25 protein-coding genes and 1 riboswitch are annotated in these 23,561 nt (G+C 69.6%); of the genes, 16 read left to right on the forward strand and 9 right to left on the reverse strand.

The window, feature by feature from the left end:
- Positions 1–111 precede the first annotated feature (111 nt).
- From Q9R33_RS07655 to aztD, 4 genes are all read left to right on the forward strand, one after another.
- On the forward strand, positions 112–831 hold the full coding sequence (locus tag Q9R33_RS07655) for a metal ABC transporter permease (RefSeq protein ID WP_311293366.1): 720 nt from the start codon (positions 112–114) through the stop codon (positions 829–831).
- A gap of 87 nt (positions 832–918) precedes the next feature.
- Positions 919–2,121: an ABC transporter gene (locus Q9R33_RS07660; RefSeq protein ID WP_311293367.1), complete on the forward strand. Its 1,203-nt coding sequence runs from the start codon at positions 919–921 to the stop codon at positions 2,119–2,121.
- Positions 2,118–3,041, forward strand: a complete 924-nt coding sequence (gene aztC / locus Q9R33_RS07665) for a zinc ABC transporter substrate-binding protein AztC (protein WP_396654074.1) — start codon at positions 2,118–2,120, stop codon at positions 3,039–3,041. Before Q9R33_RS07660 ends, aztC begins: the two co-directional genes overlap by 4 nt.
- A gap of 28 nt (positions 3,042–3,069) precedes the next feature.
- On the forward strand, positions 3,070–4,281 hold the full coding sequence (gene aztD, locus Q9R33_RS07670; protein WP_311293369.1) for a zinc metallochaperone AztD: 1,212 nt from the start codon (positions 3,070–3,072) through the stop codon (positions 4,279–4,281).
- 143 nt (positions 4,282–4,424) lie between these two features.
- On the opposite strand, the gene Q9R33_RS07675 is transcribed toward aztD, so the two are convergent.
- The 3 genes from Q9R33_RS07675 to Q9R33_RS07685 form a co-directional block, all read right to left on the reverse strand.
- Complete coding sequence (locus tag Q9R33_RS07675) at positions 4,425–5,267, reverse strand: hypothetical protein (protein WP_311293370.1); 843 nt, start codon at positions 5,265–5,267, stop codon at positions 4,425–4,427.
- Between the two features lie 271 nt (positions 5,268–5,538).
- Complete coding sequence (locus Q9R33_RS07680) at positions 5,539–6,297, reverse strand: class I SAM-dependent methyltransferase (protein WP_056365050.1); 759 nt, start codon at positions 6,295–6,297, stop codon at positions 5,539–5,541.
- A gap of 135 nt (positions 6,298–6,432) precedes the next feature.
- Positions 6,433–6,885, reverse strand: a complete 453-nt coding sequence (locus Q9R33_RS07685) for a cyclophilin-like fold protein (RefSeq protein WP_311293371.1) — start codon at positions 6,883–6,885, stop codon at positions 6,433–6,435.
- A gap of 102 nt (positions 6,886–6,987) precedes the next feature.
- On the opposite strand from Q9R33_RS07685, the gene Q9R33_RS07690 reads away from it, so the two are divergent.
- The 11 genes from Q9R33_RS07690 (at position 6,988) to Q9R33_RS07740 (ending at position 16,409) form a co-directional block, all read left to right on the forward strand.
- Positions 6,988–7,911 carry a helix-turn-helix transcriptional regulator gene (locus tag Q9R33_RS07690; protein WP_311293372.1) on the forward strand — a complete coding sequence of 308 codons (924 nt, stop codon included), beginning with the start codon at positions 6,988–6,990 and terminating at the stop codon, positions 7,909–7,911.
- The gene (locus Q9R33_RS07695) at positions 7,908–8,714 is read left to right on the forward strand and encodes an LLM class F420-dependent oxidoreductase (protein ID WP_311293373.1); all 807 of its coding nucleotides are present in this window, start codon (positions 7,908–7,910) and stop codon (positions 8,712–8,714) included. The genes Q9R33_RS07690 and Q9R33_RS07695 overlap by 4 nt, the downstream gene beginning before the upstream one ends.
- A 22-nt stretch (positions 8,715–8,736) precedes the next feature.
- Positions 8,737–9,375, forward strand: coding sequence for a PQ-loop domain-containing transporter (locus Q9R33_RS07700; RefSeq protein ID WP_311293374.1), 639 nt, complete (start codon positions 8,737–8,739; stop codon positions 9,373–9,375).
- Positions 9,376–9,552: 177 nt separating this feature from the next.
- A complete protein-coding gene (locus tag Q9R33_RS07705; RefSeq protein WP_311293375.1) occupies positions 9,553–9,981 on the forward strand; it encodes a hypothetical protein in 429 nt (142 codons plus the stop codon).
- 183 nt (positions 9,982–10,164) lie between these two features.
- Positions 10,165–11,058, forward strand: a complete 894-nt coding sequence (locus Q9R33_RS07710) for a formylglycine-generating enzyme family protein (protein WP_310244995.1) — start codon at positions 10,165–10,167, stop codon at positions 11,056–11,058.
- 63 nt (positions 11,059–11,121) lie between these two features.
- Entirely contained in the window at positions 11,122–11,694 is a 573-nt protein-coding gene (locus Q9R33_RS07715; RefSeq protein WP_310244627.1) for a YdeI/OmpD-associated family protein, read from the forward strand.
- Between the two features lie 120 nt (positions 11,695–11,814).
- On the forward strand, positions 11,815–12,432 hold the full coding sequence (locus Q9R33_RS07720) for a hypothetical protein (RefSeq protein ID WP_311293376.1): 618 nt from the start codon (positions 11,815–11,817) through the stop codon (positions 12,430–12,432).
- Positions 12,432–13,208 (forward strand): hypothetical protein, encoded by a 777-nt coding sequence (locus Q9R33_RS07725; RefSeq protein ID WP_310244624.1) that lies wholly within the window; start codon positions 12,432–12,434, stop codon positions 13,206–13,208. Before Q9R33_RS07720 ends, Q9R33_RS07725 begins: the two co-directional genes overlap by 1 nt.
- 414 nt (positions 13,209–13,622) lie before the next feature.
- Complete coding sequence (locus tag Q9R33_RS07730) at positions 13,623–15,035, forward strand: FAD-binding oxidoreductase (protein ID WP_311293377.1); 1,413 nt, start codon at positions 13,623–13,625, stop codon at positions 15,033–15,035.
- Positions 15,036–15,157: 122 nt separating this feature from the next.
- Positions 15,158–15,370 carry a hypothetical protein gene (locus tag Q9R33_RS07735; protein ID WP_056365077.1) on the forward strand — a complete coding sequence of 71 codons (213 nt, stop codon included), beginning with the start codon at positions 15,158–15,160 and terminating at the stop codon, positions 15,368–15,370.
- Between the two features lie 223 nt (positions 15,371–15,593).
- The gene (locus tag Q9R33_RS07740; protein ID WP_311293378.1) at positions 15,594–16,409 is read left to right on the forward strand and encodes a hypothetical protein; all 816 of its coding nucleotides are present in this window, start codon (positions 15,594–15,596) and stop codon (positions 16,407–16,409) included.
- A 71-nt stretch (positions 16,410–16,480) separates the two neighbouring features.
- Here Q9R33_RS07740 and Q9R33_RS07745 read toward each other — a convergent pair whose 3' ends face one another.
- From Q9R33_RS07745 to thiO, 5 genes are all read right to left on the reverse strand, one after another.
- Positions 16,481–17,335, reverse strand: coding sequence for a PhzF family phenazine biosynthesis protein (locus tag Q9R33_RS07745; RefSeq protein ID WP_311293379.1), 855 nt, complete (start codon positions 17,333–17,335; stop codon positions 16,481–16,483).
- A gap of 162 nt (positions 17,336–17,497) precedes the next feature.
- Complete coding sequence (locus Q9R33_RS07750) at positions 17,498–18,718, reverse strand: ThiF family adenylyltransferase (RefSeq protein WP_311293380.1); 1,221 nt, start codon at positions 18,716–18,718, stop codon at positions 17,498–17,500.
- Positions 18,715–19,527 carry a thiazole synthase gene (locus Q9R33_RS07755; RefSeq protein ID WP_311293381.1) on the reverse strand — a complete coding sequence of 271 codons (813 nt, stop codon included), beginning with the start codon at positions 19,525–19,527 and terminating at the stop codon, positions 18,715–18,717. The genes Q9R33_RS07750 and Q9R33_RS07755 overlap by 4 nt, the downstream gene beginning before the upstream one ends.
- On the reverse strand, positions 19,490–19,729 hold the full coding sequence (thiS, locus tag Q9R33_RS07760; RefSeq protein ID WP_311293382.1) for a sulfur carrier protein ThiS: 240 nt from the start codon (positions 19,727–19,729) through the stop codon (positions 19,490–19,492). Before thiS ends, Q9R33_RS07755 begins: the two co-directional genes overlap by 38 nt.
- Positions 19,726–20,919 (reverse strand): glycine oxidase ThiO, encoded by a 1,194-nt coding sequence (gene thiO, locus Q9R33_RS07765; protein WP_311293383.1) that lies wholly within the window; start codon positions 20,917–20,919, stop codon positions 19,726–19,728. The genes thiS and thiO overlap by 4 nt, the downstream gene beginning before the upstream one ends.
- A 51-nt stretch (positions 20,920–20,970) precedes the next feature.
- On the opposite strand from thiO, the gene thiE reads away from it, so the two are divergent.
- The gene (gene thiE, locus Q9R33_RS07770; RefSeq protein WP_056365098.1) at positions 20,971–21,618 is read left to right on the forward strand and encodes a thiamine phosphate synthase; all 648 of its coding nucleotides are present in this window, start codon (positions 20,971–20,973) and stop codon (positions 21,616–21,618) included.
- A 54-nt stretch (positions 21,619–21,672) separates the two neighbouring features.
- Here the strand turns inward: thiE and thiC are convergent, their stop codons facing one another.
- Positions 21,673–23,406 carry a phosphomethylpyrimidine synthase ThiC gene (thiC, locus tag Q9R33_RS07775; RefSeq protein ID WP_311293384.1) on the reverse strand — a complete coding sequence of 578 codons (1,734 nt, stop codon included), beginning with the start codon at positions 23,404–23,406 and terminating at the stop codon, positions 21,673–21,675.
- Positions 23,405–23,513, reverse strand: a riboswitch (TPP riboswitch). (Overlaps the previous gene by 2 nt.)
- Positions 23,514–23,561 lie beyond the last annotated feature (48 nt).

A 23,561-nucleotide genomic window follows, 5' to 3' on the forward strand; every position in this document is an offset into this window, starting at 1 on the left:
CCGATCCGTTCACCCTGGAGTTCGTGCAGCGCGCCCTCCTCGGCGGCGGCCTCGTGGCCGTGCTGTGCGGTGTCGTCGGCACCTGGGTCGTCGCTCGCGGCATGGCATTCCGTGGGCGAGGCTCTCGGCCACGGAATGCTCCCGGGCGTCGCTCTGGCGACCCTGTTCGGTGTGCCCGTGCTGCTGGGCGCGGGCGTCAGCGCAGTGGCGATGAGTCTCGGCATCGGTGCGCTGCAGCGACGCGGGCGACTCTCGTACGACACCAGCATCGGCATGCTCTTCGTGGCCATGCTCGCGGCCGGCGTGATCGTCATCTCGCACTCGGGAAGCTTCGCGACGGATGCCACGGCCATCCTCTTCGGCGACATCCTCGCGATCTCGACCGAAGATCTGGTCGTGCTCGCCTGGGCGACGGGTATCGGCCTCGCGGTCGCCGCGGTGGCGCACCGCTCCCTCGTGGCGCTCGCGATCGACCGCAGAGTGGCGGCGGTGCTCGGGCTCCGGCCGAAGATCGCACAGGCCGCGCTGGTCGGCCTTGTCACACTCGCGGTGGTCGCGTCGTATCAGGCCGTGGGCTCGCTCCTGGTGGTGGGTCTCCTCATCGCGCCGGCAGTCGCCGCCGGCCACTGGACTCGCCGCCTGCCGTCCACCATGGCCCTCGCGTGCGCGTTCGGCATCGCCGCCGTCGTTCTCGGCCTGCTGCTGTCGTGGCACGCGGGAACCGCCGCCGGCGCCTCCATCGCCCTCACCGCTGTGCTCCTCGCGGCGGCCTCGTGGGCCGCGCACGCCGCTCGTGTGCACACACTCACCACGCGCGGCGCCTTGGCCTGACCGAGAGGTCGGCGCCGCAGCATCCACCCCCCATCCGACGAAGGAACGAAAGCCCCCGTGCCCCACAGATCTGCCCCGTTGACCGCCATGCTCACGCTTGCCATGCTCACGCTCACCGGCTGCGCGCGTGCCGAGGCGGACGCGCCCGCTGCGAGTCGCGAATCCACCGGCCATGGCGCCGTGGCCCGTGCAACCGAGATGAGCGAGCCTCCGCTCGCCGTGGTGACGATCGACCCGGGCGGCACCGTGCGCCAGCTCGACCTGCTCGACGAGTCGGTCGCGGAGCTCGGCGAGGTACCGGTGGCATCTCGCGCGAGCAGCGACGGCCGCTACGTCTTCGCCGACGGTGGCGACGGGCTCTCGATCGTCGACAGCGGCCGGTGGACGTGGGATCACGTCGACCACTTCCACTACTATCTCGCCGCACCGAAGATGCTGGGCGAGGTGCCGGGCCGCGGGCCTGCGACCGTGGCGACGACCTCGTCCTCGACCACCGGCGGTACCGGGGTCTTCTTCGCCGAGAGCGGCGAAGCGGTGCTCCTCGACACCGCGGCGATGTCGAGAGGCGAACTCGTCGAGCGATTCCGCCTGGAGGTCGACCCCCACGACGGCTTGGTCGTGCCGATCGGCGGGTACGCGCTGGTGACACAGCCGCAGGCCGGGGTGGCGGCATCCGTCTCGGTGCTGGACGAGGATGGGATGCCGCAGCCCGGCGCCACCGCCGACTGCGCCGATGCGCGGGGCACTGTCACGACCCGTGTCGGTACGGTCATCGGATGCGCCGACGGCGCGCTCCTCGCGACCCTCGTCGACGGCGGCGTGGAGCTCGAGCGGATCCCGTACCCCGCGGGCACGACGACTCCGCCGGCGACGGCGTTCGCGGGACGGGACGGCCGGCCCACGGTCGCCGGTCCGGCAGGAGACCAGGGCATCTGGCTGCTCGACACTCGCGAGCGCACCTGGACGCTGCTTGCGGTCGACCGACCGATCGTGCAGGCGACGGCCGTCGACGACGAGGCCCAGCACGTGCTCGCGCTCGCTGTGGACGGGCGGGTGCTGGTGATCGACGGGAAGACGGGGGTGTTGCTGTCGCAGACCGGGCCGCTGGTCGCGGACTCGCTCGCGACGGATGCCGGCAGCCCGACGCTCATCGCCGACCAGGCCCGCGCCTACCTCAACGGGCCGGCGGAGCAGGTCGTCTACGAGATCGACTTCGCCGACGCCGCCCGCATCTCGCGGACCTTCGCGACACCGACGGAACCCGCCCTGTTCGCGGAGACCGGTCGATGAGCCGGCGGGTGCCCGCAGCGCTCACCGCGCTGCTGACAGCCGGGCTCGCAGCATCCGTCCTCGCGGGGTGCGCGCCGGCGGACGATGAACGCCCGCTCGTCGTGGTGTCGACGAACATCCTCGGCGACGTCGTGGACCGGCTCGTGGGCGACGACGTCGAGGTGATGACGCTGATGCGGCCGGACGCCGATCCGCATTCCTTCGAGATCTCCGCACAGGATGCCGCGCGCCTGCGCACCGCCGACCTGCTGGTGTCGAACGGTCTGGGCCTCGAGGAAGGGTTGCAGCAGCACATCGACGCCGCCGTCGCCGAAGGAGTCGACAGCTTCGTCGCGGGCGAAGCCATCGCAGTGCTCGAATACGCCTCGGGCGATGCCGCCGGCACACCCGACCCGCACTTCTGGACCGACCCGGGCCGCATGATCGATGTCGTCGAAGCGCTCGCTCCGCGCTTGTCCGCCCTGTCGGGGGTGGATGCAGGCGGCATAGACGCGCACGTCGACGCCTACCTCGCCGAGCTCGCAGCGCTCGAGGACGACATGACGACGGCGTTCGAGACGGTTCCCGCGGAGCGCCGGGCACTGGTCACCAACCACCATGTCTTCGGCTATCTCGCCGAGCGCTTCGGATTCCGCATCGTGGGCGCCGCGATCCCCGGCGGTACGACACTGGCCGCGCCGAGTGCGGCCGACCTCGCCGGCCTGGTGACCGCGATCGAAGAGAACGACGTGCCGGCGGTGTTCGCCGAGTCGTCCTCGCCGGACCGGCTGATGCAGGCCCTCGCGGCGGAGACCGATACGCACGTGGAGGTCGTCGAGCTGTACACCGAGTCGCTCACCGCCTCAGGCGGCGGCGCGGAGGACTACCTGACCATGATGCGCGAGAACACGCAGCGCATCGCCACCGGGCTCACGCGATGAGCCCCACCCCCAAGAAAGAGGAACACCCATGCGCACACGCACGCTGCGCCGCGCCGGCCTGATCGCCGTCGCCGCCGGTGCCGTCGCGACCCTCGCGGCCTGTTCATCCGCCCCTGCGGCACCCGTCGACGGCGGAGCCGAGACGCCGACGGCCACCGCGGCAGGGCCCCGGATCGCGCTCTCGTACGAGGGCGGCATCCTCGTGCTTGACGGCGAGACCCTCGAACCGGTGGCCGACCTCGCCTCCGAGGAGTTCACCCGCCTCAACCCCGCCGGCGACGGCCGCCACGTGCTGGTCACGATGAGCGAAGGCTTCCAGGTGCTCGACACCGCGGCGGGGAGCACCGACGAGCCGGAGCTCACCGATCTGATCTTCGCGGCCGACACCCCGGGCCACGTGGTCCGCCACGGCGGCAAGACGATCCTCTACGCCGACGGCACGAGCGACACGACCGTCTTCGACACCGACGCACTGCTCTCGGCCGACGACGAGCTGCCCGCCACCGAGACGGTGCCCGGCGTCGAGGCGCACCACGGCGTCTCGGTCGTCCTCGAAGACGGCACCTTCCTCACGACCGTGGGTGGCGCCGACGGCCGCACCGGCGTCTCGGCGCGCGATGCCTCCGGCGCAGTGATCGCCACGAGCGACGCCTGCCCCGGCGTGCACGGCGAAGGGACCGCCGCCGACGAGGCCGTCGTCTTCGGCTGCGAGAACGGCGCACTCCTCTACCGCGACGGCGAGATCCTCAAGCTCGACGCCCCCGACCAGCCCTATGGCCGCATGGGCAACGCGTACGTCAGCGAGACGAGCCCGCTCGTCGTCGGCGACTACAAGAACGACCCGGATGCCGAGGGCTACCTCCTCGGAGCGGTCACCGTCATCGACACCGAGGCCGGCACCCTCGAAGTCGTCGACCTGCCCGAGGGCGTGGAGTACACGTTCCGCGACATCGCCCGCGGGCCCGAGGACCTCGCCTACATCCTCGCGAGCGACGGATCCATCCACGTCTTCGACCCCGCCACCGGCGAGATCACCGACGCGTTCCCCGTGATCGAGGCATGGGAGGGCCCCGCCCAGTGGCAGGACCCGCACCCGGCGATCGTCGTCCTCGGCGACATCGCCTATGTGACCGAGCCGGCCGCGGACGCGATCCACGCCGTCGACGTCACGACCGGCGAGATCGTGGCGTCGACGACCCTCGACGTCGCGCCGAACGAGATCGCGGTCACCGCCGGCTGATCCACAGCGAGGGCGGGCTCCACGTCCGCCCTCGCTGTCCATGTCGATTCGCTCGAGAGGGGCCGGCGCCGAAGAGCGATCGCCGTGGAGATGCGGGCATGATCAGGATGGCCATCGCCCCCGCTCGTCGTGGTTCGCGGAGGTCAGCGGGCCCAGATCGAGACCAGTGAAGCGATGAAGGCGGGAAGCGCCGCGAGTGATGCCACCGCGAGCAGGATCCGTCCGATCAGGACCCCCATCCTCGACGCGCGGGCTGCGAGCAACGCCGGCAGCAGGCGGGGGAATGCCAGCGCGACGAGTCCGGCAAGAGCGAGCAGGACTCCGAGCGGCCACAGCACGACAGCCGGGAGCAGTGGGACGGTCGTCGCCGGCCAGTTGCGTCGCGACATGAGTGGAAGGCTGCGGCTCAATCGCCCCGCGACTGCCGCGAGGAACGCGCCCTGCAGCACGGCGAGCCCGGCGAAGAGGAGCACCGCGAGCCATCCAGGCCCGACGATGTCGAAGTCGATGTTGTCGGAGCGCAGAGGATCGATGAAGGGCGATACGGTCACGAGCAGCAGGACACCGAAACCCGGGCCGCGCAGTCGTCCCGGGGGAAGCCACGGTTCCACGAGGAGATACAGCAGCGCCGATGCGAACGCGAACGGTATCGCGCCGAAGAGAAGATAGCCGAGCGTCCCCTCCAGCGTGATGAACCCGACGAGCTCCCCCGCTTCCGTGAGCCGCCCCCTGGCTCGCGGTGAGGTGACAGCCAGCAGACGCATCACCAGCCGCCCGCCCGCACCGGTCACGAGGATGCTCGAGGCCGTGGCCGCGACCAGGAAGACCGACACCCACCACACGTAGTAGCGCAAGCCGGCGCGATGACGTCGTGTGGGTGCATCCGCCCCGGGAAAGTGCGGCACGGTGAGCCGCTCGCCATTCCACAGGATCGCGAGCACCACCCCCGTGATCAGCAGCGCCCCGCATACGATCACCAGGAACATCTGACACCCGCCTCACACGCAGGAACCGGCTATCGCGAAGCTACTCCCGCGTGCCCTGCCGCAGTAGTGGGGTCAGCCTCGGGATCGGCGTGAAGTTCGAGCTGGTCGAGCAGGGGTTCGAGCTCTCGCTCCTCGAGATGCCGGCCGGCACGACTGCGTACCGATCCTGAGGGACGTCCTGTCGCCGCGGACCTACGTCGCGGAGGGCGCTCAGCCGATCCCCTGCTCAGGTCTGGCGAGGCGATCGAGACGCGACACGAACGCCGGCCCCTCAGGCGTCCCGCATCAGGCGATAGACCGATACGTGACTGTTGGATGCCGCGGTGAACGCGCTGCGGTCCCAGTCCGCCCATCGGGACTCGAGCTCGAACCCTGCGAGGCGCGCCATGAGGTCCAGCTCGCTCGGCCAGATGTAACGGTGCGGGGACCTCCCGATCCGCGCTTCGCGACTGCCGGTGATCTGCGCGTCGAAGGACACGTGATGCGAGACGACCAGCTGTTGCAGAGTGTCGTACGTGTCGACGAGGAGATAGCCGGGCTCGCTCACCTCGAGAGTGCCACCGTGCCCCGGCACGAGTGCGCGCAGCTGGGGCACCCACAGTTCGATCACGAACCGCCCCTCGGGACGCAGGTGCCGGGCGGCGTTGCGGAAGCACTCGACCTGCTCGTCCTGGGTGAGCAGGTTCGAGATGGTGTTGAACACAAGATACGCGAGCGCGTAGCCGTCACCCGCGCTCGCTGTCGTCATGTCGCCCTGCACCACCGGGAGATCATCAGGTGCGACCTTCTCCCGCAACCGGGCGAGCATCGCGGTCGACAGCTCGATGCCGGTCACCGCCACCCCTGCCTCGGCCAGCGGAATCGCGACCCGGCCTGTGCCGATCGCGAACTCGACTGCCCGGCCATCTCCGGCCAGCTCTGACAGCACCTCTACCGTCGGCCCCAGCACGTCGTCGCTGAACATGCCTTCGCCAGGAGTGTCATAGTTCTGGGCGACATCGTCGTCCCAAATCCTCTGCTGATCGACCATCACGTCATCCTCCCAGTCGCCGCGCACCCGTCAAGGTCCGTGGCGTGACAGAGCCCACGCCGTCAGATGCGCGTGGGCCGGTGCTGGCCGCGTCGTCAGGGAGGTGCACGTGAGCGTTGTCGGTTCGCGCCGGTGTCAGGTCCTGGAACCGAGCGTCAGTTCAACGGTGCAGTCGCGCCCGCAGTCGACGAGCTCGTCCAGTCCAGTGGTGAGGTGGCCGAGGAGGGTGAGGCCGTGGTCGGGGACCGCGGACCCGTCGGTGAGGAAGACGACGATGCTCTGCTCGGCGGTGACGTAGGCGACGTCGCCGGCGCGGTACTCGTTCATCGGCGCGGCGTGGTCGGTCGGGAGGGGCGTGGGAAGCTGCGCGAGCACGGCGGTGCCCATCCGGTCGTGGAATGTCACGGTGAGGGGAAGGAGGGCGGCGATCTGCGCGGCGGTGGCGGAGTCGTCGAGTGCGACGGATGCCTGCGGCGGAGGGACAGCGCCGGCAGGGGCAAGGGTAGGCATCGTGAGGAGCAGGAGTGCGGCGACGACGCTGTTGAGAACGCGTTGGGGCGCAAGTCGGAGCAGTGAGAGCTGGGGCATGGTGCCCAGCCAACGGCTTGCCGGACGCGGGCGGGAGTCCCTGGTCTGACGTGCCCTGGCAGGGCATCCCAGTGCGGTGGCTGGTCGACCTAGCCTGTGTGCATGGACAACCGTTCCGAGGTGCGCGACTTCCTGATGTCGCGGCGAGCCCGGGTGGAGCCCGAAGATGTGGGCTTTGCGCGGGGTGCCGATCGTCGTGTGCCGGGGCTGCGTCGGGGTGAGGCGGCCGCGCTGGCAGGGGTGAGTGTCGAGTATTACGCCCGTCTGGAGCGGGGGCAGATCGCCGGCGCGTCCGAGGCGGTGCTGGACGGCGTCGCCAGGGCGCTGCGGATGGACGATGCCGAGCGCGAGTACCTGCACCGGCTCGCGCACCAAGCCGCAGGGACGACGACCGGCGCCCGCCGGGCCCGGAAGCCGGCGCCGGTATGGCGGCCGTCGCCGAGCATCCAGTGGTTCCTCGACTCGATGCAGTCCGCCGTGGCGATGGTCGGCAACGGCCGCACGGATCTGCTGGCCTGGAACCCCCTCGGCGGCGCGCTCATGGACGAGATGCTCGCAACGGCGACCAGCACGCCGCCGAACTTCGCTCGGTTCATCTTCCTGGAACCTGTCGCCCGTCGGTTCTACCCGGACTGGGAGGCGATCGCTGGCATCAACGTCGCGCAGCTGCGCACCGAGGCCGGACGCGACCCGCACAGCAAACCGCTGCACGACCTCGTCGGAGAGCTGTCGACACGCAGCGATCACTTCCGGACTCTGTGGGGCCGCCATGACGTGTGGGAGCACCAGTCCGGAGTGAAGCGTTTCCACCACCATGCGGTCGGCGACCTGACTCTCCATTTCAACGGGCTGGACCTGGTGGGCGAATCAGGGGTGCAGCTGACGGTGCTCACCGCGGAACCGGGCTCACCTGACCATGACGCGCTCCAGCTGCTGGGCGGTTGGGCCTCGTCCACCTCACGCCGGAAGCCTCCGCACCAGACCGACGTGGAGAAGACGCGGAGAGAATCCGGGGAGACCGTATGACCAACCGACCGGTGCGCATTGCGGTGCAGCTGCAGCCGCAGCACGCGACATATGAGACGATCCGCGACAGGGCGGCCGAGCTGGAGGAACTCGGCGTAGACATCCTCTTCAACTGGGACCACTTCTTCCCGCTCAACGGTGACCCCGACGGTGAGCACTTCGAGTCGTGGACGATGCTCGCCGCATTGGCCGAGCAGACCCGCCGAATCGAACTGGGCGCCCTGGTGAACTGCAACAGCTATCGCAACGCGAACCTGCAGGCCGACATGGCGAGGACCATCGACCGGATCAGCGCCCACGGGACAGGGCGAGGCCGGTTCATCTTCGGGACCGGGTCGGGCTGGTTCGAGCGCGACTACGACGAGTACGGATACGCGTTCGGCACCGTCGGACAGCGTCTGGACGCCCTCGCCGAGAACCTCCCCGTCATCGAGGAACGCTGGGGGAAGCTCAACCCGCCGCCCACCCGCAGGATCCCCATCCTCATCGGCGGAGCCGGGGAGAAGAAGACGCTGCGCATCGTCGCAGCCCACGCCGACATCTGGCACAGCTACAGCGACATCCCCACCCTGGAACGCAAACTCGCGGTCCTCGCCGACCACGGCAGCGCCATCGGCCGCGACACCTCGGAGATCGAGATCTCCGCCGGCGTTCTCGACTCCATCGCCCACCGATCCTTCCAAGACGCCGACGAGCTCCACCAGATGGGGACGACATTGTTCACGATCGGGCTCTCCGGCCCCGACTACGACCTCACCGTCGTGACCGACTGGCTCGCCTGGCGCGACCACAAGAACGCCTGACCGCGATCCGAACGAGACAGTCATGACGATGGCGGACTACCTCGGATGGGCGGGCACCCTCACCGCCATCCTGCTCGGCCTGCCACAACTCATCCGGCTCGCGCGGACGCGAAACGTCGAGGGACTTTCACTGCCGGCGTGGCAAGCGTTCCTCGCCGTCGGCATCGGGTGGACCGCCCACGGCATCACGATCGGCCAAGCGCCCCAGATCGTCGCCAGCGCCCTCTCCCTCGCCTCGACCATCCCGATCCTCTACCTGCTGTCACGGCACCTCCACCGGAACTTCCTCCTCACCCTGCTCCCCGGCCTCGTGCTGGGCGCGATCATGATCGGCATCGACCAGATCTTCGGCTCGGGCGCCTACGGTGCCGTCGCCCTCATCCCGGCGGTGATCGCGAACGCCGGCCAGAGCGTCGCCCTCATCCGCGCACCGCACGTCGGCGGAGTGTCCGCGCTGTTCCTGATCCTGGCCGTGCTCAACCAAGTGCTCTGGCTCGCCTGGTCCATCCTCGTCGCCGACCTCGGCACCATCATCGCCGCCGGCACAACGGGCACCATCGCGCTCTTCAACCTCATCTGGTACATCGCCCGCCAACTCGGCGTTCCGCCGATCTGGCCGACTACCGCATCACCTGAGCGCGAGCTCTCCCGCCCCGGATGAACCCAGGGTCGTAGCATTCGTCCGCGTCCCTGGCAACCCCACCCCGATTTCATGCTCAGTCACGGGTGGCGCGCATACGATTGCGCGATCGCACGACGAAGGGAGACGAGAATGACCGACACCCAGGGAAACTCCGAAGCCACACAGGCGGCGCGAGACGCCGCCGAGCGAGTGCGCATGTCGGCCGCCGACGGCGCTGAATCGTTCGGCGCCACGGCGGAGCAGATCGCTGACGAGGTCTCGGCCGGCGCGCAGGCCGCGAAGAGCGATGTCGCAGGAACCGTGAGCGACCTCGCAGACACGGTGAGCGAGAAGGTCGGGGACGTCGTCGATGGAGCCAAGAGCGCTGCGTCCGAGGCGAGGGCCGCGGCCGGAAAAGCCGCTGATGCCGCCGTCGATGCCGCGAAGGCCGCAACCGCGAGTATCAAGGATGCGGCCGACAACGTCGATTTCGACAGCCTTGCCGCCCAGACCAAGACGGTCGCAGCGGAGTGGACGGACAAGCTGAAGCAGACCTATCGCGAGCGTCCCGGCCTGGTGATCGCCGCAGCTGCGGGCGCGGTGGTGGTGCTGGGCGCGATCGTGCGTTCGATCGGTCGTCGCTGACACTCACGCTCGCCTGCATCCACGCCGCAGAGGCTTGGCGGCCAATGCACTGCGTGCGTCGCCCCGGCCCAGCAAGACTGTCGATGCTCAGGCCCCATCCCTCGACTGCGCAGGCGCGACGCGGGCGGCGACCTGGTCGGGTGCGATGGGTACGGTGGGGCTGTGGCAGTGGACACGCAGCGGATGGTGTTGATCGAGGGTGGCACGTTCCGGATGGGTTCGGAGGAGTTCTATCCGGATGAGCGGCCGGTGCATGAGCGCACCGTGGAGCCGTTCCGGATCGATCGGTACGAGGTGACGAACGAGATGTTCTCCGTGTTCGTCGATGCCACCGGGTATGTGACCGTCGCGGAGCGGGAGTTGGATGCTGCGGGCTTTCCGGGTGCGGATCCCGCCGACCTCGTCCCGGGGTCGATGGTGTTCACCCCGACGGCGGGTCCGGTGGAACTGGGTGACTGGCGGAAGTGGTGGCGGTGGCAGCCGGGCGCGTTCTGGCGGCGCCCGTTCGGACCCGGATCATCGATCGACGATCGGATGCAGCATCCTGTCGTTCACGTCGCGTTCGAGGACGCGACCGCGTACGCCGCGTGGGCGGGGTCGCGGCTGCCGACGGAAGCGGAGCATGAGTTCGCGGCCCGCGGCGGGGCGGATGGCGAACGGTTCGCGTGGGGTGCGGATCCGTACCCTGGCGGGGTGCCGCAGGCGAATTCGTGGCTGGGCCGGTTCCCGTATGACAACCAGGGGGTCGGGGGGACGGCAGAGGTTGGTTCGTATCCGGCGAACGGATACGGGTTGTTCGACATGATCGGGAACGTCTGGGAGTGGACGAGCGACTATTACACGCCCAGGCACGTGAGGCTGTCGGATCGTCCGGTCGATCCGCAGAAGCGGCGGAATCTTCTGGCGCGGGCGAGCGCCGACGAGGCGTTCCCGGCGACCGCACGCCGCGTGTTGAAGGGCGGGTCGTTCCTGTGCTCGCCGGAGTACTGTCTGCGGTTCCGGCCGGCAGCGCGTTCGCCGCAGTCCGAGGACACGGGGATGTCGCACATCGGGTTCCGGTGCGCGCGCGACGCGTGAGGATTCGCATGCGGGTCGTGCCCCAATGGGGAACCTGTCGGCGCCAGGGTCTACCGTTCGAGAATGGTCGCCGCCTCTGCCAAGCCCGAGTTGCACGTGAACACCGTCGAGGAATGGGAGCGTTGGCTGGAGTCCGGTCCTGATCCCGACGGAGTGAGGCTGCGCGTCCGCAAGGTGGCGTCGAGCAAGCCGGGCATCACCTATGCCGAGGCGTTGGACGCCGCATTGTGCTTCGGCTGGATCGACGGGCAGAAGCAGTCGTTGGATGCCGACTACTTCCTGCAGGTCTTCACGCCGCGCCGGCCGCGCGGGGTGTGGTCGAAGGTCAACATCGAGCACGTCGCCCGCCTGATCGAGGAGGGCCGGATGCGGCCCGCCGGCCACCGCGAGATCGAACGTGCGAAGGCGGACGGGCGATGGGACGCCGCCTATCGTCAGCGCGACGGTGAGGTCCCGCCCGACCTCCAGGCGGCACTCGACGCCGACCCGGCGATCGCCGCCGCGTTCGCCGCGCAGTCCGCGCAGAACCGCTTCGCGATGGCCTTCCGCGTGAGTAGCCTGAAGCGCCCGGAGACCCGTGCGGCCCGCGTCGCTCAGTACGTCGCCATGCTCGCGCAGGGCGAGACGATCCACTGAGTCGCGCGGCGAGAAGTCGACCGCCTCCAATCCTGCTGCGTGCGACGACGGCGGGGGTCGAGCGGTGGTCGGCGCGGCTGCGCCATGGATCGGCCGCTGCTGCGGGTGTACGTTGCACCCGTGGACGGGTCCTCGCACCGCTCGGATGCCGACCGCGAGTTGAGTGAACCGCGCGCGAGTGCAACGAACGGTCCGGAACCCGAATCGCGGACGCCGGCCGGTCCTGCGTCTGCGACGCCGCCGCCTGCACGCAGCTGGCGGTCGCTGTGGCAGCGAATGATCGCGACGCGATGGAGTCGGCTGGCGTGGGCGGCAGGCGCGCTGGTAGTCGTCGGGAGCGCAATCGCCCTGACGGTCGTACTCTCGACGACACCGCGTCCCGACGAGACTCTGCATGTGACGGCAGCTGAGCCTGACGATCTGGTTCGCGGTCTGGTGGCCCGCGAGGCCTCGCGGGCTCACATCGCCGACTCGACACTCCGCAGCTACGGGTCCTTCCTCGGTCTGGAGATCTGGTCCGGGACAGATGGGTTCGGCTCTCCGTGCATCCTCTCGGTGAACCGGGCCAACGACACCCTCTCCGACCTGCGATGTGCGCCTCACCCTGCGGAGCTCTTCATCGACATCGCGTCGTTCGGCGACGACTACGACGGGCTGCCCGGCGAAGGGCTCATCCGGTTCATCCACCGTGGCGACACCGTAGACGCCTATGTCCACCTGATGCCGGGGACCGACTGATGGACACCTCCTCGGTCCCATCGGATGCTGAGCGCGAACTCGCCGAACTCCGCGCGAGAGCGTACGGCCCTGATGCCGACATCCAGACGGACCCCGCCGCGCTTGCGCGGCTGTGGGAACTGGAAGCGACGCACCTCCCGAGGCCACCGAAGCCCGCAGACGACGAGCTCGATATGCCCGGAGCCTCGCCCGGCGGCGAGCCCGTCGTCGAGCCGTCCGCGACGGGAGGGCACGCCGAGGGCGCAGGGCCCAGAGGCGACATCTCACCCGACATCGCGGCATCCGAGATTCCGCCGCATTCGGGATGGAGGGGTGCCGCCGCGACACGCGGCGGCCGCGCGACGATCGTCGCGGCTGCCCTCGCCACCGTCCTCGCCGTCGGGTATGCGGTGGGCTGGCTCGTCGGTGCGCATCCGGATGCCACCCTCCGTCCTACCGCGGACGAGGCGAGCAACGCCGCGCTCTCGATGATCCACTTCCTCGACGCGCAACCCGACGCCACGACGATCCGCGGCTACGAGAGCTACCGGGGAATCGAACCCTGGTTCTTCGAGAATGAGCAGGGCTACAACTGCTTCATGCTGGTCACGCCTCCGGCCTATGTCGACGGCGCCAACTGCGTGCCGCCCGGAGTGGATCTGTTCGCTGACATGGCGCTCTTTTCCGAATCGGTCGCCGAGAACTCCGAACCGCTCCCCGCCGGAAGCATCATCCGGTTCCATTACCTCGCAGACCGAGTGGATGTACACGTCTACCCGGCGTCGCATACCGACTGAGCGACGTGCGCGCATCGAGATAGCCACGCGGGGCGCGGTCCGGCAGGAGTACGTGGCGGCCTAGGGGACTCGCGGCCCGACCCGATCCGTAGCCCTGTTGCGGGGGGACTGACCGCCGCCGCCGGCCGCCGCAGCGGCGGGTGGCCGCGACGACGCGGGTTCAGATATGCGCTTCGCACGTGGCGAGGAATGCCACGCAGCGACGCTGCAATTCGCGGTAGACGGTGGCACGCGACACGTATCGACCGCGCCCGGATGCTGGACTCCGCAGGTAGGGCAAGAGGATGATGGGCGTCGGGGTCGGATCTCGCGATCGGCGCCCTCGCGGTCACGCTCGGCAACGCGCTGACTATCGGTGCCCGGCCCGGTGCACCCGTCGATTGGGCAGCTTCCGACGTGTCGAAGGAGCCTGCCATGAGCGCCGAAGTAGCCGCGTCGATCGATGCGGAGCGGATCCAGCAGTTCGCAGCGGGGCTGCGCGGCGGCGTCCTCCAGCCGGGCGATGCCGCGTACGACGAGGCTCGCGCCGTCCGGAACGGGCTGATCGACCGGCGCCCGGCTCTGATCGTGCAGTGCCGGGGAACGGCCGACGTGGTCGACGCTGTCGAATTCGCCCGTGCACTCGGCCTGCTGGTGTCGATCCGGGGCGGCGCGCACAACGTCGCCGGGAATGCGGTCAACGACGGCGGGATCGTCATCGACCTCTCAGAGATGCACAGCGTGCACGTCGATCCCGAGCGCCGTGTCGCGCGCGTGCAGGGCGGTGCGACGTGGGGCGACGTCGACCGTGAGACGCAGCTGTGGGGTCTCGCCGCGCCGGGCGGCCAGGTGAGCACGACCGGCGTCGCCGGCCTGACCTTGCACGGCGGTCTGGGCTCGCTGCATCGCAAGTACGGGCTGGCGCTCGACAGCTTGCGATCGGTCGAGATCGTCACGGCCAACGGTCAGGTGCGCACGGCGAGCGAATCGGTGAACCCCGAGCTCTTCTGGGCCGTGCGGGGTGCCGGGAGCAACTTCGGCGTGGTCACGTCGTTCGAATTCGCGCTGCATCCGGTCGGACCCGAGATCTACCAAGCGGCCCCGATCTTCTCGCTCGACGATGCGCCGGCCGTGCTGCGCAAGTACCGGGACTTCTGCGCGACCGCGCCCGACGAGTTCGGGCCGCAGGCGATGTTCTGGAGCGTGCCGGCGGTCGACGATTTCCCGGCGGAGCTGCACGGGATGCCGATCATGGTCGTGTTGGTCGTCTACTCGGGCGACCCTGACGAGGGGGAGCGGCTGCTGGCGCCGGTTCTCGACTGGGCGACTCCGATCCTCGACCTCAGCGGGCGTGCGCCTTGGGCGGTCGCCCAGAGCTCGTTCGATGCGTTCTTCCCGTCCGGCGGCTACTACTACTGGAAGTCACTGCTGGTGGGTGAGCCGAGCGATGACCTGCTGGACGCGGTCGTCGAAGTTGCCGCCGACCGGCCGTCGCCTGATGCGATCGTGAACTTCTGGCAGTTGGGCGGCCAGATCGGACGGGTCGCTCCGGATGCCACGGCGTTCGCGCAGCGGGACGCGAAGTACCTGCTCAGCCTCGACACCTCGTGGTTCGATCCCGACGCAACGGAGCGGTGCATCGACTGGACCCGAAGGACCTGGGCGGCGATGCAGGAGCGATTCGCCACGGACCGCGCTTACCTGAACTTCGTCGGCTTCGGCGAAGAGAAGGAGGCGCTCGTTCGCGCCTCGTACGGCGCGAATTACGATCGGCTGGTGGCGGCCAAGACGACGTACGATCCAGGCAACCTGTTCCGGATGAACAACAACATCCCGCCGCGAGGTTGAACAGCCGACCGTCACCACGCCATCGCCGTGTGGGCCATCGTCGCCGGCGTCGTCGTCATCGCCGGGGTCTGACGTTCGGTTGGTGCACGATGGCTGACCGGCACCGTCATTGGCTGATTGTCGTGAGCGCAGTGACCGCCGCGGTCGGCGCCATCGTGACCGTCGTGTACTTCTTCCAGCCGTGGCGTAGCTGCGACGACGAAGACACCTCAGCTGGGTGCGCGATGCTCCCCGCCGACGCGAATGTCATGCTCATCGCCATTCTGGTCGCGCTCTCGGCAGCCTCCGTGCTTGTGATCTCGCTCCTCACCAAGGAGAAGACTCACTCCCGCTGACGAGAGGACGCGCGGCGAAGGGCTTGGACCATCGCCCGCAACACCCCATCAGCGTGCACCGCACGGATACGGATCGACGTCGCGACGGGACCGAGCCTTTGGGCCCGAAAGCACCCAAGGTCGGTCTCGTGGACTTCGCCCCCCGCCGCCCCCTCGGGGCGTAGCGTGACAGCGTGGCGAGCTCAGAGACGCGCACACCCGGCGCGGGCAGGATCGGCTGACGATGGATGCTGCTGCCCGCGCCGAACTGGCCGCACTACGTCGCCGCGCGTATGACCGGGACGCCGACATCGCCGACGACGAAGTCGCGTTGGAGCGTCTGTCCGAGCTCGAAGGGCTCGCCCTCGCAGCCCGGTCTGTGACCGCACCCGCGCCGTCGTGCGCGTCAGGCGCCCCAGAGCCCGAGGACTCCACCCTGGATCCCTTCACTCACAGAGGACCACCATCCGATGCGGGCCCGACGGCCGACGGATCGGCGACCGGCCGCCCCTCGCCCCGCCGCCTTCTGGTCTTCGGCCTCGTCGCCTCGGTCACGCTGTCCGCGGCCGCACTCGGGGCGGTCCACGGGCTGCAGACCACGCCGGACCCGACCGGCGCTGGCGCGGCCACCGTGCCTTCTCCCACAAGTCCCGCTGCGACCGACCCCACCGCGAACGGTCGCGTGACCATCCCTCTGCTCGTCGACAGGGTGCGCGGCGAGTTCATCGACGTGTCCTCGCGGCCCGATGGGCCGATGTTTCCCGCCAGCGGCGTGACGATGTGGGCGCAGTCACTCGGCGACTACTACGGATGGGCGGTATGGGTCGCAAGAGTATCGAGCCGGCACGGACCGGAGAACTGCCTGCTGTTGACCGATGGCGCTGCGACCGAAGCGCAGTGCATTCCCCACGATGCCACCGCGGAGCGGACGGTTGGAGTGTCGCTCGCCTTCTACAAGCTCGCCGAAGATCAGCGACCCCCGGGCATGACACCCGATCAGCGGGTGACCTTCGGATGGGACGGTCGGGCCTACATGACCATGGAGATCAACGACAGCTGATGTGTCCTCCCCTCGCCTTGCTCACAACGAGGTACGGCGTCACCGCTGAGGGATCCGCTCTGACGGGTCGGTCAGAGGTCGGCGGTTCCGGAGATGATGACGTCCGCGCGGCCACCGACCCAGATGCGACCATCTTCGCGGTTGATGTGCACGCGTCCGCGTCGGCCGATGGCGCCACCCTGAGCCGCGAGGTACGGCGCTCCAATTCGTCCGGTGGCGATGAGCCATTCCGCGGCGGCGGCGTTGAGGCTGCCCGTGACGGGGTCCTCGCGGAGCGGCCCGTCACCGTCCGTGAAGAACGCCCGCACCTCGACAGCCGGGAGCGAGTCGGCTCCGTGCAGTCCGAGAACGCCGATGTCCCAGCGGCCGGGGTGCCCGGAGGCATCCGGACGCAGCTTCAGAACAGTCGCCGCGTCTGCGAGCAGCACACCCACCCAGCCGGGGCCGTTGTCGAGCCACTCGGCATCCACGATCTGCCCCTCGTCGATGCCGAGGATCTCGGTGACCGCCGCGAGCAGGTCGGCATCGACCGCGCCGGAGCGGAGTCGGGGCGGGGCCGCGAAGGCGAGGATGTCACCGTCGAGGCGCACGGGAACGACACCGGCACCGCATTCCTGCATGACCACACCTGGCGTGGCTGGAATACCACCGGCATCGAGCCACGCGCGCGCCGTTCCCAACGTGGGGTGACCTGCGAAGGGGAGCTCGGTGTTCAAGCTGAAGATCCGCACCCGATAGTCCGCATCGGGCACGGTCGAAGGAAGCACGAAGGTGCATTCCGACAGGTTCGTCCACACCGAGAACCGTCGCATCGCGTCATCCGTCAGGCCATCCGCGTCGAGCACCACAGCCACGGGATTGCCGTCGTTTGAGCCCAGTCCGAAGACATCGACCTGACGGAAAGCGCGTCGCACAACAGCATCCATCCCCCGATCGTGCCTCCTGCGTGTGGACCTGTCGACAGACCACTTGGCACGCCGCGGACCGACACCCGGGGTCGGCGCCCTCGAGCCCCACGACACGGCACGACCGGCCCCGGGCGGGTGGCTCCAGTGCGACCCTGAGACGGTCTCAGTCGCAACCGTCGCTCAGCGGTTTCCATTGGCGCGGATGCACGCGGGTGGCGCCCCTTCCGGACGCCGCTCGGACTTCTCGGTCCATCGGTCGATTCCTCCGCTGAGGACACGTACGTCGGTGTGTCCGGCGGCCAGGAGGAGGTTCGCGGCGGCTTGGGCGCGCGGGCCGACCTTGCAGTAGACGATGACCGGGCGGTCGACCGGCAGCTGGAGGGAGTGTGGTCCGGCGTTTCGGATCTGGCTGAGTGGCGTGGAACACGAGCCGGAGATGTGTGCGAGAGCGTATTCGTCGGGCTCGCGGACGTCGAGCAGCTCGAACGCCGCCCGGCGGGCGGAGCGTTCGTGGAGAGCTACGGTCAGCTCTTCGACGGTGATGACCTCGGGTCCGCAGGTCGCGGCAACGTCGGCGGCGCACGCGTCCGGGAGGTTGTCGCGGAGTGTCACCGGCGGCCGGTTGGTGTCGGGGAACACCGTCAGCTCCCGCCATGTGGTGTCTGCGAGGTCGACGATGGAGAGCCGACCGAGCAGGGAGCGTCCGGTGCCTGTGATCAGCTTGATCGCCTCGGCCGCCATCATCGATCCGGCGACTCCGCAGAGCATGCCGAGCACGCCGGCCTCGCCGCAGGAGGGCGCCGCGTCAGGCGGTGGTGCGTCGGGGTACAGATCGCGGTAGGTGGGTCCGTGGGTGCTCCAGAACACGCTCACCTGAGCGCCGAACCGGAGGATCGAGCCCCAGACGCACGGCCTGCCTGTGACCGTCGCGGCATCGGAGACGAGGTAGCGGGTGGCGAAGTTGTCGGCGCCGTCGATGATGAGGTCGTACTGCGCGAACAGTCCCACCGCGTTGTCGGCCGACAGCCGCAAGGGGTGCGTGCGGACGTGCACGAGGGGGTTGATCGCGCCCAGGGTGTCGCGCGCCGAGTCGACCTTGAGGCGGCCGATGTCGTCGATGCCGTGCACGATCTGGCGCTGCAGGTTGCTGGTCTCCACGCGGTCGTCGTCGACGATGCCGAGCGTGCCGACGCCGGCGGCGGCGAGGTAGAGGAGGACCGGGGATCCGAGACCTCCGGCGCCGATGACCAGCACGCGCGCGTTCTTCAGCCGCCGTTGCCCGATGTCTCCGATCTCGGGCAGCAGGAGGTGCCGGGAGTAGCGGTCGATCTCCGCCGGCCCCAGGCTGGACGCCGGCGCGACGAGCGGCGGCAGAGTGGCAGGCCGCGGTGTCAGGGTCATAGGTCGGGTCGCCCTTCCATGGTCGAGGAGGCTTCTGCGGTGGTGCGTCGGGGGATGCGGCCCGAGAGGCGGGCGAGGCGTCCCGCGATCACCGCGTGCCGGAAGGCGGCAGCCATGCCGACGGGATCCTGCGCGCGGGTGACGGCGGTCGCGAGCAGGACGGCATCGCAGCCGAGTTCCATCGCGAACGCGGCGTCCGAGGCGGTGCCGATTCCGGCGTCGAGGACGACCGGGACGCTGGCGCGTTCGACGATGAGCGAGATGTTGTGCGGGTTGAGGATGCCGAGGCCGGTGCCGATCGGGGCACCCAGCGGCATGACGGCCGCGGCACCGAGGTCTTCGAGCCGCAGCGCCAGGGCCGGGTCGTCGTTGGTATAGGCGAAGACGACGAAGCCGAGGCCCACGAGCTGTTCGGTGGCGAGGGCGAGTTCGGCACCGTCGGGGAGGAGGGTGTCTTCGTCTGCGATCACCTCGAGCTTGATCCAGTTCGTCGACAGGGCTTCGCGCGCCAGTTCGGCTGTGAGTACCGCCTCCCTGGCGGTGAGGCATCCCGCCGTGTTCGGAAGGAGGCGGATGCCCTGGTCGCTCAGGAGCCGGAAGAGGGATCCGCTGGTCGATGGATCGTGTCGCCGCATGGAGACGGTGGTGAGTTCAGTGCCGGAGGCCCGGAGGGCGTCGCCGAGTCCGGTGTGGCTGTGCGCGCCGCCGGTTCCCATGATCAGGCGGGAGCCGAGGTCGACGCCGTCGATGCGCAGCGTGTCGGTGGTCACTTCAGCCTCCCTGGGTCGCGCTGACGATCTCGACCGCATCGTCGTCGACGAGATGGTTGTGGCCCCAGTCCGCACGCGGGATGACCACGGAGTTGACCGCGACGGCGATGCCGAGGGTGGTCCCGTCGGGGAGGGTGCCATCGGGGGCGATGCGAACGCCCAGGATCTTCTCCACCAGGTCGGCGACGGACGGTTGCGTCGAACTGTGGTGTGGTTCGCCGTTGACGGTGATCGTGGTCATCGGGGTGTCCTTTCTGCCGTGAGGTCGGCACGGGGATGTGCGAGTCGATCGGGGAGGAACGCGTCCCACCGCGGATCGGGGTGTCCGTCGAAGAGCCCGAGCACGATGTCGGCGGCGAGCGGGGCGAGCAGCACACCATGTCGGAAGAACCCGGTCGCCACGACCAGCCCCGAGATCGCCGCACCGTCACGGCCCCGGATGCGTCCGAGCAGGGGCGCGTTGTCGGGGGTGCCCGGTCGCGCCCTCGCCGTCGCCTCCACCAGCGGCAGTTCCGCGACGGTGGGCAGCACCAGTTGCGCATTGTGGAGGAGCCGGTGCACGCCGCCCGCCGAGACGGCCTCCAGTCCGTCCTCCCGCTGTGTCGCGCCGACCACGAGCGTGCCGTCGGCACGGGGCACCAGATACACGCTCTCGCCATGGACCAGAGCTCGCACCGTCGTCCCGAGGAGCGGGCGGGTCGGGTCGGGCATGCGCAGGCGGAGGATGTCGCCGAACACGGGTCGCACCGGCAGCTCGAGACCGTCGGGCAGCCCGTCGATCATCCGGGCCCCGAGACTGTTCGCGAGCACGACCTCGGCGCCGGCGACCGTCGTCCCGTCCGCCAGGCGCACCCCGGTGACGGGCGAGTCGTGGTCCGACGGATCGTCGTGCAGGAGGGCGACCGCCTGGACGCGGACGATGCCGACCCGCCGGCTCCCCGCTACCGTCCTCGTGAGCTCGTCGATCAGCCGTGCGGTGAGCATCCGCGGGTCGATCTGATGATCGCCGGGGACGCGGTAGGCGCTGGTCACCCGCGGGCCGAGCAGCGGTTCGCGGGTTCGCGCTTCCCGGGTCGTCAGGGGCTCGGCGGCGAGTCCGGCACGACGATGCGCGGTGTGAAGATCGGAGAGGGCCTGCCGGTCGCCGTGGTCGATGCCGACCAGCAGCGTCTCGTTCCGGAGGTAGCCCGCCACCTCGTCGGCGGGAGCGAGCGCGCGCACGAACTCGGGGTAGCGGGCCGCGGACTCCCGCATCGCCGGCAGGAGCGCATCCTCCTGGTGGTGGTACTCGCTGACCGGGGCGAGCATCCCCGCCGCCGCGAAGGTGGCGCCCCGGGCCGGCGCCGGGTCGATCAGCCGCACGGAGCGGCCGGTCTGCGCCGCGCGCCACGCGATGCTGAGCCCGATGATCCCACCGCCGACGACGACCACATCGACGGGCGGCCCGTCAAGACCCCGGGGGCCCGTCGCTACGCTGAGCGCATGTCCCTCGCCGCCGCGCGCCTCTACCTCTGCACCGACGCCCGAGCCCGTCAGGGCGACTTCGCCGATTTCGTGGATGCCGCGTTCGCGGGCGGCGTCGACATCATCCAGTTGCGGGACAAGTCTCTGGAGGGTGGCGAGCAGCTCGACCTGTTGGGCGTCCTCGCGGATGCGGCCGCCCGTCACGGCCGGCTCTGGTCCGTCAACGATCGCGCCGACATCGCGCACGTCACCGGCGCCCCCGTGCTGCACCTCGGTCAGAAGGACCTTCCCGCCCGTCTTGCCCGCAGGGTCGTCGGACCGCGCGTGCTCGTCGGCATGTCCACCCACACCCCCGAGCAGGTCGACGCCGCCGCCGGCGCGGACGATCTCGACTACTTCTGCGTCGGGCCGGTCTGGGCGACCCCGACCAAGCCCGGGCGCGCCGCCGTCGGGACCGGGCTCGTCCGCCATGCCACGAGCATCTCCACGGCACGTCCGTGGTTCGCGATCGGCGGTATCGACCTGTCGAACATCGAGGAGGTCGTGGCGGCCGGCGCCGAGCGGGTGGTCGTCGTCCGGGCGATCACCGAGGCGGACGACCCCGCCGACAGCGCGAGGCGGCTGCGAGCAGCCCTCCCCGCGGCTGTCACGGTGGGGCTCGTCTGAGCTCTCCCCGCGTCCGGCGGCCCTCTGGTCGTTCGAGTGAGCCATGCGCAGTGCCTAAGGCTGGCGTAGCGCGGGCGTCGGCACGTAGACCGTCCCGCCGGATTCCCTGAACTGCGCGGACTTCTGCGCCATCCCGGTCGTGCGCGTGGACTCGGCGACGAGGCCGAACTGGTCGCGGATGTCTTGCGAGATCCGCATCGAGCAGAACTTCGGACCGCACATCGAGCAGAAGTGCGCGGTCTTCGCCGGCTCGGCCGGCAGCGTCTCGTCGTGGAACTGCTCCGCCGTCACCGGGTCCAGCGACAGCGCGAACTGGTCGCGCCACCGGAACTCGAACCGCGCCTTCGACAGGGCGTCGTCCCGCAGTCGGGCACCGGGATGCCCCTTCGCCAGGTCGGCGGCGTGCGCGGCGATCTTGTACGTGATGACGCCGGTCTTCACGTCGTCACGGTTGGGCAGTCCCAGGTGCTCCTTGGGGGTGACGTAGCAGAGCATCGCGGTGCCGTAGCGGGCGATCTCCGTCGCCCCGATCGCCGACGTGATGTGGTCGTAGCCGGGCGCGACATCCGTCACCAGCGGTCCCAGCGTGTAGAACGGCGCACCGTCGCACAGCTCCTGCTGCCGCTCCACGTTCTCCCGCACCAGATGGAACGGCACGTGCCCGGGTCCCTCGACCATCACCTGCACGTCGTACTCCCAGGCCCGCTTCGTCAGCTCGGCGAGCGTGTCCAGCTCGGCGAACTGCGCGGCATCGTTGGCGTCGGCGATCGACCCCGGCCGCAGCCCGTCACCGAGCGAGAACGCGACGTCGTATCGGGCGAAGATCTCGCAGAGCTCATCGAAGTGGGTGTAGAGGAAGTTCTCCTGGTGGTGGGCCAGGCACCAGCCGGCGATGATCGACCCACCCCGTGAGACGATTCCCGTCACCCGGTCGGCTGTCAGCGGCACGTACCGCAGCAGCACTCCGGCGTGGACGGTCATGTAGTCCACACCCTGCTCGCACTGCTCGATGACCGTGTCGCGGTACACCTCCCACGTGAGCGCCGACGCGTCGCCATTCACCTTCTCCAGCGCCTGGTAGATCGGCACCGTGCCGATGGGCACCGGCGAGTTGCGGACGATCCACTCGCGCGTCGTGTGGATGTCGTCGCCGGTCGACAGGTCCATGACGGTGTCGGCGCCCCACGTGGTCGCCCACTGCAGCTTGGACACCTCCTCGGCGATCGAACTGGTGACGGCAGAGTTGCCGATGTTGGCATTGATCTTCACCAGGAACGCCTTGCCGATGATCATCGGCTCCGACTCGGGGTGGTTCACGTTGCTGGGGATGATGGCGCGCCCGGCGGCGACCTCGGCGCGCACCAGCTCCACGTCGCAATCCTCCCGCAGCGCGACGAACCTCATCTCCGGCGTGATCATCCCGCTGCGGGCGTAGTGCATCTGCGTGATCGTGCGCCCCGGCTTGGCACGCCGCGCGGCCCGCTTCTCACCCTTCCATTCCGCGGATGCTGCGCCCCGGCGCACCGCGGAACGCCCATCGTCCTGCAGATCCCGGTCGCGACCGTCGTAGCACTCGGTGTCCTCGCGTGCGGAGATCCACTGCTCCCGCAACGGCGGGAGCCCGCGCACCGGATCGCTGCCCGGACCCTGGGTGCGGTACACCGTCACCGGCGCGTTGACCGACCCGTCAGGAGACGGCTCCAGCGCGATCCGGTCCACCGGGACCCGGATGTCGTGTTCACCGTCGTGCAGATGCGCGAGAACGCGCGATGAATGGACGGACTCCATGGAGGCGACTCCTACTTCCTTCGCCGGCATTACCCGGACAGGTTCGAACGGTCGCAGGCCGCGTCAGCCCGATCTCAGCCCTTGCGAGGGCACCCGTGTGGATAGCGCCACGCTACCGCATCCGCCCCAGGCGATCGGACGGAGCCCGGCGCACA

This window comes from Microbacterium sp. PRC9 (assembly GCF_031844125.1).
Taxonomy (GTDB): Bacteria; Actinomycetota; Actinomycetes; order Actinomycetales; family Microbacteriaceae; genus Microbacterium.